Consider the following 12,573-nt stretch of genomic DNA (forward strand, 5'->3'; position numbering starts at 1 on the left):
CGCTCACCCGAGGGTGGGCGCCGGGTCCTTGTCCAGCCAGTCCAGGATCGCGTCGATCGGTTCCCGCCAGCGGGCGTCGAGCATCAGGTCGTGACCCATGCCGGGGAAGAGCAGCGGGGCCGAGGCATAGCGGCGGGCCGCCCGGGTCAACGCGGTCGCCGGCAGCACCCGGTCGTCGGGGCTGCCGAGCACCAGCACCGGCGGCCGGCCCACCGCCGGCTCCGGCGACCGGCCGGTGAGCAACTGCCACTGCGCCCGGCGGCCGGCCCGGCCCACCCGGGCCAGGTGCCGGCGGGCGTCGGCGTCGGACAGTTCCCGGCTGAACAACTGACGCCGGTTCAGCCGCAGGCCGGCCCCGAAGACCGCCGGCAGCGTGCCGACCGGGTTGCGGCGCAGCGCCGCGCCGACCGTCGACCAGCCACCGAGCACCGGCGCGACGAGCACCGCGGCCCGCGCCGGATAGCGGGCCAGCGCGTGCGCCACCACCCGGGCACCGGCGCCGTGCCCCACCAGCACCGCCTGCCGCGGCAGGCTCGCCGCCACCTGGGTCACATCATGGGTGTACGCGCGCAGCGTCGCCTCCGGCGCCGGCTCGCTGCCGCCGTGCCCGCGCAGGCTCAGCGCGTACGCCGGGAAGCCGCGCCCGGCGGCGTGGCCGAGCCAGTGTTCGGCGAACGCCCACGCGCCGTGCCCGAAGCCGGGCACGAACAGCAGCGGCGGTTTCGCCTCCTCCTGCTCGGGCACCGCGGCCAGCACCTCGCGGCGCACCGGCCGCTCCGGCCGGGCCCACTCCCAGGCCCGGACCACCCGCACCCGCCCGCCGCTCATTTGCTCGCCTCCAGCTCGTACCAGGCCCGTTGCAGCGCGCGCAGGTAGTCGGCGTGCCCGACCTCGAACCAGTGCCGGGTGCTGTCCTTGACCTTCGCCGAGTACCGCTCGCCGAGGCCGGCGCGGACCCGGCGGTCGAACGCGGCGACCCGGTCCGGGCGGGTGGCGCGCAGCGTGAGCAGCCGGGCGAAGAGCGCGCTCTGCCAGTGCGAGATCGCGAAGATGCCGGAGTCCGGCTGCACCAGACCGACCACGGCCAGCGTGGGGTGACCGGCGGTGAAGGCGTTCAGCCACAGCCGGGGCCGCCCGGAGCCGTCCTCGTCGCCGAGCACCCGGCCCTGCATGAACTCGAAGCGCGGCAGGTAGCCGGTGGCGAACACCACCAGCTCCGGGTCGATCCGCCGGCCGTCGGTCAGCTCGACCGTGCGGTCGTCGAACCGGGCCACGTCGGGCACCGGGGTGATCTCCCCGTGCCCGACGTAGTAGACGAGTTGACTGTTGGCGATCGGGTGCGTCTCGTAGACCCGGTGGTCGGGCTTCGGCAGGCCGAACCGGGTCAGGTCGCCGACGGTCAGCCGCAACGTCACGTGATAGAGCCACTGCCGCACCCGCAGCGGCACCCGCAGCGCCAGCAGCGTGTCGTTGACCTGGTCGGCCGGGCGGCCGAGGACGAACTTCGGGGCGTACCAGTAGCCGCGTCGGGTGGAGTGCCAGCAGTGCGACGCCTGCTGGGCGGCCTCGACCGCGATGTCGCAGCCGGTGTTGCCGGCGCCGACCACGAGCACCCGCTTGCCACGTAGCTGGGCCGGATCCTTGTAGGACGAGGCGTGCATGACCTCGCCGCGGAACTCCGCCAGCCCCTCGTACCGGGGTAGCTTGGGCGACCAGTTGTGGCCGTTCGCCAGCACCACGGCGGCGTACCGGGAGGTGCGCTCGGGGCCGTAGCCGCCGGTGCTGCGGGTGGTCACGTCCCACCGGTCCCCCTCGACCGGCTCGACCCGGACCACCTCGGTGCCGAACCAGACGTGCTGCCGCAGGTCGAAGTGGTCGGCGTAGCGCTCGAAGTAGGACAGCAACTGGCTGTGGTGCGGGTAGTCCGGCCAGTCGTCGGGCATCGGGAAGTCCGGGAACTGGGTGAACGGCCGGGACGAGATGAGGTGCGTGCTGGCGTACACCGGGCTGCGGTCGTGCCGCCAGTTCCACGCCCCGCCGACGCCTGTCTCCCGCTCGTAGCAGTCCACGCCGAACCCGGCCTCGCGAAGGTTCTTCACCGCGGTCAGCCCGCTGGCGCCGGCGCCGATGACGCAGACCGTGTCGCCCCGGTCGGAGACCGGATCGGGGCGACCGAGGTCGGTGGGGTCGGTGGGGGAGGACACCGCGATTCTCCTTCGTACGGCACGCGCGCGCCGGGTCGGTGCGAAATCCTGCCGACAATGCCCGCCGTTGTCCAGCCGCCCGAGTGTCGACCCGGCCCGCCCGGGGAGGACCTTCACGCTCGGTTACCGCCTCCCGATTCACCCAGAGTGAGGACAGGGCCGGGCCGCCGCACGGCCCCTGTCCCGCCTTTGCTCTGCAGCCACGGACGCAGCGCGGCCGTGAACTGGGCGATCCCGGAGGACCCGTGGATCACGCCTCACCCCCGCGATGACCGTGGGTAGCTGATGCGTATGGGGCTGCAGAGCAAAGGCGCCGGCGGGCGCCCTTACCCACCCACCGACACTTCACGGTGCGTGACCACCTGGACCGACCCACCGCGCCGCACCGCCCCGCGCCGCACGGGCCGCATCCGGCGCGTGCCGGCCGGCGCTGGGTTCAGTCGGCGGCGGGCAGCAGCAGGTCGACCAGGACCGGGAAGTGGTCGCTGGCCCGGCGGGTCGTCGGCGTGTCGACCACGTCGTAGTCGACCACGTCGATCCGCGGGTCGACGAAGAGCGCGTCGATGCGGCGTCGCGGGTCGGCGCAGGAGAACGTGTGCCGGTCGGCCCGGTCGGCGGCGACCGCGGTGTCGGTCAGCCCCTCGGCCACAGTCCGCCAGGCCGGCCCGTCCGGTCCCTCGTTGAGGTCCGCGCCGGCCACCACCGGCAGCGGGGACGCGGCAAGCGCCCGCTTGAACGCCGCCGCCTGGGTGGGCCGCTCCGCCGGGTCGGTGGACAGGTGCGAGCCGGCCAGCAGGAAGTCGACGCCGCCCACCCGGCACCGCGCGTACGCGGCCCCGCGCAGATGCCGGCCCGGGGTCAGCGGGTAACGCTCGCACCGGGTGTCGGTGACCCGGACGCGCAGGCTGGTCAACAGCACGTTGCCCAGCGACGGCAGGCCGCCGGCGGCGAACACCAGGCCGAACGAGTCGGCGAGCGTGGCGCACTTCTGCCGCCACCGGAACCGGCGCGGTCCCTCCTGGACGATCACCACGTCCGGCGCGGCCTGCCGGACCACCTCGGCCAGCGCGGCGGTGTCGTCGCGCTGGCTGTGCACGTTGTACGACAGCACCCGCAGCGGCACTCCCGGACCCGCCACGTCAGATCCGCCGGGCCAGGTCGGCGGCGCCGATCACGCCCGCGGTGTTGCCCAGTTCGGCCGGGCGCACCTCCGCCACCGGCAGGCGGCTGCGCTGGGCCAGCGCCTCGGTGAACGAGCGCCGGGTCGGGCCGAGCAGCAGGTCACCGGCATCGATCACACCGCCGCCGACCACGAGCACCTGCGGGTCGAGGATCTGCGCCATGTCGGCGAGGCTGGTGCCGAGCCAGCGGCCGACCTGGGCGAACGCCTCGGTGGAGATCGGGTCGCCGCCCTTGGCCGCGGCGGTCACCATCGGGCCGGTGATCGCCTCGGCCTCACCGTCGGCCAGCTCCAGCAACGCGGTGGCCCGGTGCGGCTCCTGCCGGGCGGCGGCCCGGGCGAAGCGGACCAGCGCGCTGCCGCTGGCGTACTGCTCGATGCAGCCCAGCCGGCCGCAGCCGCACTGGTGGCCGTCCGGCACGGTGAGCATGTGCCCCAGCTCGGCCGCGATGCCGTTGGCGCCGCGGACCAGCTCGCCGCCGAGCACGATGCCACCGCCGACCCCGGTGCCGATGGTGAACATGACCATCGAGTCGTCGGCGTCCCGGGCCGCGCCGTAGCGGAACTCCGCCCAGGCCGCCACGTTCCCGTCGTTCTCCACGATCACCGGCAGGCCGGTGGCGTTGCTGACGTAGGAGCGCAGCGGCTCGTCCCGCCAGGCCAGGTTCGGGGCGAAGAGGACGGTGGAGCGGGCCGCGTCGATCCAGCCGGCCGCGCCGATGCCGACGGCCTCGACGGTACGGCCGGTGGACAGCTCGGTGACCACCTCGATGATCACGTCGCGGGTCTTGGCCACATCGTCGGCGGGGGTGTCCCGTCGCGTCTGCACGAGTACCGCGCCGGTGTCGTCCACGACACCGCCGGCCACCTTCGTGCCACCGACGTCGACTCCGATGGTCAGCGTCACCGCTGCCACTCCCCTCTGCTGTGCTGCCCCGGCACCGGCCGAACCGGCCGTGCGTACCCGGGATGTCCGGTGGTCAGGCCCCGTCGCCTGGTGCGTCCGCGCCCGCCTCCCCGGACGCCCGCGAGGCGGGCACCACGGGACGACCGGCCGGCGGCCGGCTCGCCGCCGGCTCGTCCCGAGTGGCGGCGGACCATACGTCCTGCTCGGGCGCCGGCTGAGAATCATGCCCGGTACGGGTCGCCTCGCGCCACACGTGGTCACCCGACCCGGTCGGCGCGGGACCACCGGGACCGGCAGGCGTCTCGGTCCGTTCGGTCGGTGCGAACGCCCGCAGCACGCTGGCCACGCCGGCGGCGAGGTCACCGGCGCCGGTGGCGAGCCGCTCGGCGAACTCCGGACTCGGGTCACGCAACGCGGCGATCCCGCGGCAGACCGGGCAGACGCAGCATTCCGGCGACCCGGTGGCGAAACCGGTGGTTCCGCCGGACGCATTGCCGCCGGCCGTGTGACCGAGGACACCCGCGAGGATCCCACCGAGCGGGCCGCCGGCGCCGGACGGGGTGGTGGCCAGCCGCGCGGCGGCCAGCAGACTGACGACGAGGCGCTCGGCCTCTTCCCGGGCCGAGCCCGGATCGGTGGTGCCCATGGCGCGGCTCCTCAAGCGTGACGACCGGGACGGCGAACGAAATCAGTCTGCCGCACCGGGTGTTTCTACCCGCCGCTTGAGCTGCTTCAACGCCGCATCCATGATCATTTTCTCGGCCTTGCGGCGGAACATGCCGAGCATCCCCACCGACAGCTCCACCTCGAGCGTGTAGGTCACCGTGGTCGTCCCGTCCGGGTTGCCCACCAGGTCGTACGACCCGCGCTGGGAGCGCTGCATCCGCGACGGCGCGACCAGGTGCCACTCGATCCGGGAGATGTCCTCGGCGTACTCGTAGGCCAGCACGTACTCGTCGGCCAGCACGCCCGCGTCGAGCGTGAACCGGACCTGGCTGGCGTAGCCGTCCTCGTACTCCTCGACCACCTCGACCGCGCGCACCGCCTCGGTCCACTCCGGGTAGCGGGGGAAGTCACAGATGACCGCCGCCACCCGGTCCGGTGACGCGCCGATGATGATCGACTGGGTGGAGGAGTCCGCCATGGGGGGAGGCTACCCGGCCGCCCACCGGCGCGGGCGGGTAGGTTTCGACTGAGCCGACCACGCCGGCCCGCCGGCGCGAGCACGAGGGAGTGCAGGTGCGCGAGTTCTCCGTCCCGCCGATCGTCACCGTCGGCGACGCGGCAAACCTGACCGATCCGGTCTGGGACAACGCCGAGGTCGCCCCGGACAGCGTGCAGTTCGTCCGGGTCGGCGGCGACGCCGGAGCGCCGTCCCGCACCGACGTGACCTGCCGGCAGTTCCGGGACGAGGTGGTCGCGGTGGCGCGGGGCCTGGTCGCGGCCGGTGTCTCCCCCGGCGACCGGGTCGGCCTGATGAGCCGCACCCGCTACGAGTGGACCCTGCTCGACTACGCGATCTGGGCCGTCGGCGCGGTCACCGTGCCGATCTACGAGACGTCGAGCGCCGAGCAGGCCGCCTGGATCCTCGGCGACTCCGGCGCCGTGGCCGTGGTGGTGGAGAGCACCGCGCACGCGACCCTGGTCGCCGGCGTCCGGGACCGGCTGCCCGAGCTGCGCGAGGTCTGGCAGATCGAGCTGGACGCGGTGACCCGGCTGGTCGCCGCCGGCGAGTCGGTGGACCCGGCCGAGATCGAGGTACGCCGCTCGATGCTCAAGGCCGACGACATCGCCACGATCATCTACACCAGTGGCACCACCGGCCGCCCCAAGGGCTGCGTGCTGACCCACCGCAACATCTACGCCGACATCGCCAACGCGGTGCCGGTGCTGCCGAACCTGTTCCGGGAGGGCGCCTCCACCCTGCTCTTCCTGCCGCTGGCGCACGCGTTCGCCCGGCTCATCCAGGTCGGCGTGGTGCAGGCCCGGGCCACCATGGCGCACTGCGCGGACACCAGCAACCTGGTCGGTGAGCTCCAGGAGTTCAAACCGACGTTCGTGCTCTCCGTACCCCGGGTCTTCGAGAAGGTCTACAACGGCGCCCGGCAGAAGGCCGAGGCCGACGGCAAGGGCTCGATCTTCGACCGGGCGGAGAAGGTCGCCATCGCCTGGAGCGAGGCCCAGGAGCTTCCCGGCGGGCCGGGGCTGGCGTTGCGCGCCCAGCACGCCCTCTTCGACCGGCTGGTCTACGGCAAGCTGCGCGCGGCGCTCGGCGGCCGGTGCCGCGACGCCATCTCCGGCGGCGCGCCGCTCGGCGCCCGGCTCGGGCACTTCTTCCGCGGCGTCGGGGTGACCATCTGCGAGGGGTACGGCCTCACCGAGACCGCGCCGGCCGCCGCCGCCAACCTGCCCACCGGCACCCGGATCGGCACGGTCGGCCGCCCGCTGCCCGGCGTCACCGTCCGGATCGAGGACGACGGCGAGATCCTGATCTCCGGCGACATCGTCTTCCAGGGCTACTGGCACAACGAGACGGCCACCGCCGAGGCGCTCACCACCGACGGCTGGTTCCGCACCGGCGACCTGGGCCAGCTCGACGAGGACGGCTACCTCAGCATCACCGGCCGCAAGAAGGAGATCATCGTGACCGCGGGCGGCAAGAACGTCGCCCCGGCGGTGCTGGAGGACCAGGTGCGGGCGCACCCGCTGGTCAGCCAGTGCGTGGTGGTCGGCGACCGCCAGCCGTTCATCGCGGCGCTCGTCACCATCGACGAGGAGGCACTGCCGAAGTGGCTGGCCGGGCGCGGGCACCCGGAGACCGTCACCGCCGCCGACCTGCGCGACGACGAGGCGCTGCGGGCCGAGATCCAGACCGCGATCGACCAGGCCAACCAGACCGTCTCCAAGGCCGAGGCGATCAAGGTGTTCCGGGTCCTGCCGCAGGACTTCACCGAGGCGACCGGCGAGCTGACCCCGTCGCTCAAGGTCAAACGGCAGGTCGTGCACAAGACGTACGCCACGGAGATCGCGGAGATCTACCGGCGCTGACTACCATCCGTCAGGTGCCCGCCTCCACATCCGGACAGCCGCAGACGCAGATCCTCGCGGCTGTCGCCCGCGCGGTTCTCCTCGCGCTTGTCGCCGCCCTGACCCTGTTCGCCACCCGCGAACCCGCCCAACTCTGGTGGATCGCCCTGCTCGGCGTCGCCGGGCTGCCCGGCGTGCTGGCCCCGCAGCACCGGCTGCTGGCCCCGATCAGCCGCTTCGCCGAGGTGGTGGTGCTCGGGCTGGCGGCCAGCCAGGTCGCCGCCGCCGCCCAGCTCGCCGGCGTCACCGACGGGCGGGGCGCCTCCGCCGTGCTGCCCTACCTCGCGGTGCCGGTCACCGTGACCGCGCTGCGCCGCCGGTTCCGCGAGGGCGCCGCGCTGCTCGTGGTGGCCGCGGCGACGCTGCTCGCGAGCGCCGCGTTCACCGAGGTTGGTGGCGAGCCGCAGCTCGGCCAGGTCGGCTACCTCGCGGTCTGCGCCCAGTGGCTGATCCTCGCCGCCCTCGGCCTCTACACCGCCGGCACGCTCCAGCGGGTGATGCGGGTCCGCGGCGAGAGCAAGCCCCAGCCGTACGCCGAGGCGACCCGCCTGCTGACCCAGTTGCGCACGGTCGCCCGCCAACTGCCCGGCGCCACGCTGGACCCGGGGGGCATCTCCGAGCACCTGCTGGAGGAGCTGCGGATGGTGGCGAAGACCGACCGCGGCGCGGTGCTCTCCGCCAGCGGCGGCGGCCGGCTGGTGGTGCTCGCGCAGATCGGCGCGGACCGGGTCGACTGGGAGACCACGCTCGACGCCGACTCGGCCATCGCCGACGCCTGGGCCAGCCAGCAGCCGACCGTCTCGGCCCGCTCGCAGGCCCGGTCCCGGCACTCCGGCGAGGTGTCCGCCCTGATCGTGCCGCTCGTCGCCGGCGTGCGCACGGTCGGGCTGGTCGTCGTCGAGGCGGACGCCGGCGCCGCGTACCCGCCGCCCGTGGTGTCCCGGGTGACGGCGCTGACCGGCCCGGCCGCGCTGCGGCTGGAGGCCGCCCTGCTCTTCGACGAGGTGCGCTCGCTCGCCACCAACGAGGAGCGGCAGCGGCTGGCCCGGGAGATCCACGACGGGGTCGCCCAGGAGCTGGTCATGGTCGGCTACGGCATCGACAACGCCCTGGCCACCGTGCACGACGACGCCGAGGAGACCGCCGACTCGCTGCGCACGCTGCGGCAGGAGGTCACCCGGGTGATTCAGGAGCTGCGGCTCAGCCTGTTCGAGCTGCGCAGCGAGGTGGACCGGCACGGCGGCCTGGCCGCCGCCATCGCCGAGTACGCCCGCACCGTCGGCGCCTCCGGCGGCCTGCGGGTGAACCTCTCCCTGGACGAGTCGACCGCCCGGCTGCCGGCCGCCACCGAGGCCGAGTTGCTGCGCATCGCGCAGGAGGCCGTGACGAACGCGCGCAAGCATGCCGGCGCCTCGAACCTCTGGGTCACGTGTGAGGTTGATCCCCCGTACGCCAGGATCGAAGTGTCGGATGACGGTCACGGCATCGGTGACCAGCGGCCCGAGGGGCACTATGGTCTTGCGATCATGGCGGAGAGGGCGGAACGTATCCGAGGCCGGTTGGAGATCAGGCCGCGGCAACCCAGCGGCACAACCGTGGCGGTGCTACTCGGTTCGTCGCCCCGGCGCGATAAGGTGCGCGGCAGCGCCGCAGCAGCAGAAGGGGAGTAACCCGAGGATGACCACTAGCCCGACACCGGCCACCCGTACCAAGGTCCTCCTTGTCGACGATCACGACCTCATCCGCAAGGGTCTGCGGCACGCCTTCGAGCGGGACCGGCAGTTCGAGGTCGTGGGCGAGGCCGCCACGGCCGCGGAAGGCGTGCGTCAGGCCGGCGCGCTCCAGCCGGACGTGGTGATCATGGACCTGCGCCTGCCCGACGGCAGCGGCCTGGAGGCCACCCGCGCGCTGCGCAAGTCCAGCGCGTCGATGGGCATCGTCGTGCTCACCATGTATGCCGGTGACGACCAACTCTTCGGCGCCCTGGAGGCGGGCGCGAGCGCGTTCGTGCCGAAGACCGCCCCGGCCGACGAGGTGGTGGCCGCCGCCCGGCACGCCGCCTCCTCCCCCAGCGCGTTCACCGCGGCCGACCTGGCCGAGGCGATGAAGCGCCGGCTGGCGCCGTCCGGCCCGCAGCTCTCCCCCCGGGAGGGCCAGGTGCTGCGGCTGCTCGCCGACGGCATGAGCGTGGCCGGCATCGCCAAGCAGCTCTTCGTCAGCGAGTCGACCGCCAAGACCCACATCTCCAAGCTCTACGAGAAGCTGGGTGCCGCCAACCGGGCCCAGGCGCTGATGACCGCGCTGCGGCTGGGGCTGTTGGAGGCCCCGGACGCGCCGAAGTTCTGACGCCCGTCGCCGCAGGGGCCCCGTCCGTACGCCGGACGCGGGCCCCTGCGGCGTGTCGGGGCGGGGCGACCGCGTACGGTGAGCGGCCGGACGCGGAGCGACTGTGGTCTTTGCACCGCGACGGTGGGCGGGCAGAATACCCGGTGATCCGCGCGGCGGTGACGCCGCACGTCGCCGACACCCAAGGGGCAGGGACATGCAGCGGCCGGACTGGGCACCGGAGACGATCGACATCGAGCGCCCGAGCGTGGCCCGCATGTACGACTACTACCTGGGCGGCTCGCACAACTTCGCGGCCGACCGGGCCGCCGCCCGGGCGATGGTGGAGGCGGTGCCCGAGGCCCCGCTGATGGCCCAGGCCAACCGCGCCTTCCTGCGCCGGGCCGTGCACCACCTGCTCGACGCCGGGGTGCGCCAGTTCCTGGACATCGGCTCCGGCATCCCGACCGTGGGCAACGTGCACGAGATCGCCCAACGGGTCGACCCGGAGTCCCGGGTGGTCTACGTCGACGTGGACCCGGTGGCGGTGGCACACAGCCAGGAGATCCTGGCCGGCAACGAGCGGGCCGTCGTGGTGCGGGAGGACCTGCGCCGCCCCGCCGCGATCCTGGGCCACCCGGACGTCACCCGGCTGCTCGATTTCTCCCAGCCGGTCGCGGTGCTGATCGTGGCGGTGCTGCACTTCATCCCCGACTCCGACCGCCCGGAGGAGATCCTGCGCACGCTGCGCGGGGCGCTGGTACCCGGCAGCCACCTGGTGCTCTCCCAGGCCAGCGACGACGGCCGGGCCGGCACCGGCGAGCGGGCCGAGGCGGAACGGGTCTACCGGCGCACCGACAGCCAACTGTTCATCCGGGGCCGAACCGAGCTGACCGCGCTCTTCGCCGGTTTCGAGTTGGTCGACCCGGGTGTGGTGTGGGTGCCGCAGTGGCGACCGGACGCCCCCGACCAGGCGGAGAACGCCGAGCGGGCGGTGTTCATGGGCGGGGTCGGGCGGCTCGGTGGCTGAGGACGTGGCAGGGGCCGCCGGGCGACGTCCCGGCGTGTTCGCCCGGGCCTGGGCCAAGGCGGTCTCCGGGACCAGCTACCTGCCGATGACCCAGGCCCAACTGGAGGAGGTGCTGCAACGGCTCACCGAACGGCTGGCGGAGGCGATGCGCGCCGACCCGTTCGACCTGCGGATCGGCCAGCAGGTGGGCGCGGAGCTGGTGCAGTCGCACATCGCCTCCGCCGAGGGGCTCGGCCGCACCGTCGAGGTGATCCAGCTCCGGCTGGTCCGCGACCTCGACCTGGACGTCGACGACGCCGACGACCGGATGGCCCGGTTGCTCGCCACCGTCGCCACCGGGTACGCCCGGGCGCTGCGCGACCGCACGCTCGACGAGCAGGAGTCCATCCGGCGGGCCGCGATGATGGCCCGGGCGCAGGCGGAACGGGCGCTGCGGGACAGCGAGGCCCGGTTCCGGCACCAGGCCACCCACGACCCACTGACCGACCTGCCGAACCGCACCCTGTTCACCGAGCGGTTGACCGCCGCCATCGCGATGCCCGGCCGGGGCGCCGACCGGGTCGGGGTCTGCTTCCTCGACCTGGACCGGTTCAAAGTGGTGAACGACTCCCTCGGCCACCAGGTCGGCGACTCGCTGCTGGTCACGGTGGCGCACCGGTTGCGCGGGGCGCTCGGCGGGCACCTGGTGGCCCGCCTCGGCGGCGACGAGTTCGTGATCCTGGTGGAGCGCACCGCCGGCACCGACGACGCGGTGAAGGTCGCCGAGGCGGCGCTGGACGCGATCCGTGAGCCGGCGCTCGTCGACGGGCACGAGCTGACCGTGTCGGCGAGCGTCGGCATCGTGGAGCGACCGGTGGCCGGCACCTCGCCGATGGAGCTGATGCGCGCCGCGGACAGCACGCTGCACTGGGCCAAGGCCGCCGGTGGGGCCCGCTGGGAGCTGTTCGACGCCGACCGCAACCGCCGCGAGCTGGCCCGGTACGCGCTGTCCGCGGCGATCCCCGCCGCGCTCGACCGGGGCGAGTTCTACCTGGACTACCAGCCGCTGACCTCGTTGCGTGACGGCCGGGTCCTCGGCATGGAGGCGCTGGTGCGCTGGCGTCACCCGGAGCTGGGGATCCTCCGGCCGGACAGCTTCATCCCGCTGGCGGAGGAGACCGGCCTGATCGTCCGGCTGGGAAGCTGGGTGCTGGCCGAGGCGTGCCGCGAGGCGGGCACCTGGTCGGCCGCGGGCGCGGACGCCCCGTTCGTGAGCGTCAACCTGGCCGTGCGCCAACTCCACCGGCCCGACCTCGTGCCCGAGGTGCAGGGCGTGCTCGGCCGCACCGGCCTGCCCCCGGAACGGCTGCAACTGGAGATCACCGAGAGCACCATGATGAGCACCGTGGTCGAGCCGGTCCGGGCCCTGCGGGTGCTCGGTGATCTCGGCGTCCGGGTGGCCATCGACGACTTCGGCACCGGTTACTGCAACCTCGCCTATCTGCGGGACCTGCCGGTGAACGAACTCAAGGTGGCCGGTGAGTTCGTCACCGGGCTGCGGGCACCGGCCGGTGACCCCGGAGGGGTCACCGACGAGCGGATCCTCGCCTCGCTTGTCTCGCTGGCGCACGCCCTCGACCTCACCGTCACCGCCGAGGGGGTGGAGACGGCCGACCAGGCGGACCGGCTGCGCGCCATCGGCTGCGACGCCGGCCAGGGCTGGCACTTCGGCCGCCCCGGCCCCGCCCCCCGGGGGTAAGGAGGGGCCCCCTTTTAACGCCTCCGGTAGAGGAGGGGCCCCCGCTTAACACCGCACACCGCACACCGCACACCGCACACCGCACACCGCGCAGCGCGCACC

General features: G+C 73.8%; 11 protein-coding genes. 5 read left to right on the top strand and 6 right to left on the bottom strand.

Going from position 1 to position 12,573, the window contains the following annotated elements:
• Positions 1-3 precede the first annotated feature (3 nt).
• The 6 genes from O7619_RS24880 to O7619_RS24905 form a co-directional block, all read right to left on the bottom strand.
• Positions 4-828: an alpha/beta fold hydrolase gene (locus O7619_RS24880; RefSeq protein ID WP_282283726.1), complete on the bottom strand. Its 825-nt coding sequence runs from the start codon at positions 826-828 to the stop codon at positions 4-6.
• The gene (locus O7619_RS24885) at positions 825-2,204 is read right to left on the bottom strand and encodes an NAD(P)-binding domain-containing protein (RefSeq protein WP_282283728.1); all 1,380 of its coding nucleotides are present in this window, start codon (positions 2,202-2,204) and stop codon (positions 825-827) included. Before O7619_RS24885 ends, O7619_RS24880 begins: the two co-directional genes overlap by 4 nt.
• A gap of 436 nt (positions 2,205-2,640) precedes the next feature.
• Positions 2,641-3,342, bottom strand: a complete 702-nt coding sequence (locus O7619_RS24890) for an endonuclease/exonuclease/phosphatase family protein (protein WP_282283729.1) — start codon at positions 3,340-3,342, stop codon at positions 2,641-2,643.
• A 1-nt stretch (position 3,343) separates the two neighbouring features.
• On the bottom strand, positions 3,344-4,291 hold the full coding sequence (locus O7619_RS24895) for an ROK family glucokinase (RefSeq protein ID WP_282283731.1): 948 nt from the start codon (positions 4,289-4,291) through the stop codon (positions 3,344-3,346).
• Positions 4,292-4,364: 73 nt separating this feature from the next.
• Entirely contained in the window at positions 4,365-4,937 is a 573-nt protein-coding gene (locus O7619_RS24900; protein ID WP_282283732.1) for a hypothetical protein, read from the bottom strand.
• Positions 4,938-4,979: 42 nt separating this feature from the next.
• Positions 4,980-5,435, bottom strand: a complete 456-nt coding sequence (locus O7619_RS24905; protein WP_282283733.1) for an SRPBCC family protein — start codon at positions 5,433-5,435, stop codon at positions 4,980-4,982.
• Between the two features lie 95 nt (positions 5,436-5,530).
• Between O7619_RS24905 and O7619_RS24910 the strand changes: the two genes are divergently transcribed.
• The 5 genes from O7619_RS24910 to O7619_RS24930 all read left to right on the top strand — a co-directional run bounded on the left by O7619_RS24910 (position 5,531) and on the right by O7619_RS24930 (position 12,471).
• Positions 5,531-7,339 carry a long-chain fatty acid--CoA ligase gene (locus O7619_RS24910; RefSeq protein WP_282283734.1) on the top strand — a complete coding sequence of 603 codons (1,809 nt, stop codon included), beginning with the start codon at positions 5,531-5,533 and terminating at the stop codon, positions 7,337-7,339.
• Between the two features lie 14 nt (positions 7,340-7,353).
• Entirely contained in the window at positions 7,354-9,048 is a 1,695-nt protein-coding gene (locus O7619_RS24915) for a GAF domain-containing sensor histidine kinase (RefSeq protein ID WP_282283735.1), read from the top strand.
• Between the two features lie 7 nt (positions 9,049-9,055).
• A complete protein-coding gene (locus O7619_RS24920) occupies positions 9,056-9,724 on the top strand; it encodes a response regulator transcription factor (RefSeq protein ID WP_007072219.1) in 669 nt (222 codons plus the stop codon).
• 196 nt (positions 9,725-9,920) lie between these two features.
• Complete coding sequence (locus O7619_RS24925) at positions 9,921-10,733, top strand: SAM-dependent methyltransferase (RefSeq protein WP_282283736.1); 813 nt, start codon at positions 9,921-9,923, stop codon at positions 10,731-10,733.
• Positions 10,734-10,818: 85 nt separating this feature from the next.
• The gene (locus O7619_RS24930) at positions 10,819-12,471 is read left to right on the top strand and encodes a bifunctional diguanylate cyclase/phosphodiesterase (protein WP_282288937.1); all 1,653 of its coding nucleotides are present in this window, start codon (positions 10,819-10,821) and stop codon (positions 12,469-12,471) included.
• Positions 12,472-12,573: the final 102 nt, after the last annotated feature.

The organism is Micromonospora sp. WMMD998 (assembly GCF_029581235.1).
GTDB lineage: Bacteria > Actinomycetota > Actinomycetes > Mycobacteriales > Micromonosporaceae > Micromonospora.

Bases quoted from the DNA above. Each gene is read 5' to 3' on its own strand.
- O7619_RS24880 (WP_282283726.1), bottom strand. From the start codon at position 828: ATGAGCGGCGGGCGGGTGCGGGTGGTCCGGGCCTGGGAGTGGGCCCGG.
- O7619_RS24900 (WP_282283732.1), bottom strand. From the start codon at position 4,937: ATGGGCACCACCGATCCGGGCTCGGCCCGGGAAGAGGCCGAGCGCCTC.
- O7619_RS24905 (WP_282283733.1), bottom strand. From the start codon at position 5,435: ATGGCGGACTCCTCCACCCAGTCGATCATCATCGGCGCGTCACCGGAC.
- O7619_RS24920 (WP_007072219.1), top strand. From the start codon at position 9,056: ATGACCACTAGCCCGACACCGGCCACCCGTACCAAGGTCCTCCTTGTC.
- O7619_RS24925 (WP_282283736.1), top strand. From the start codon at position 9,921: ATGCAGCGGCCGGACTGGGCACCGGAGACGATCGACATCGAGCGCCCG.
- O7619_RS24930 (WP_282288937.1), top strand. From the start codon at position 10,819: ATGACCCAGGCCCAACTGGAGGAGGTGCTGCAACGGCTCACCGAACGG.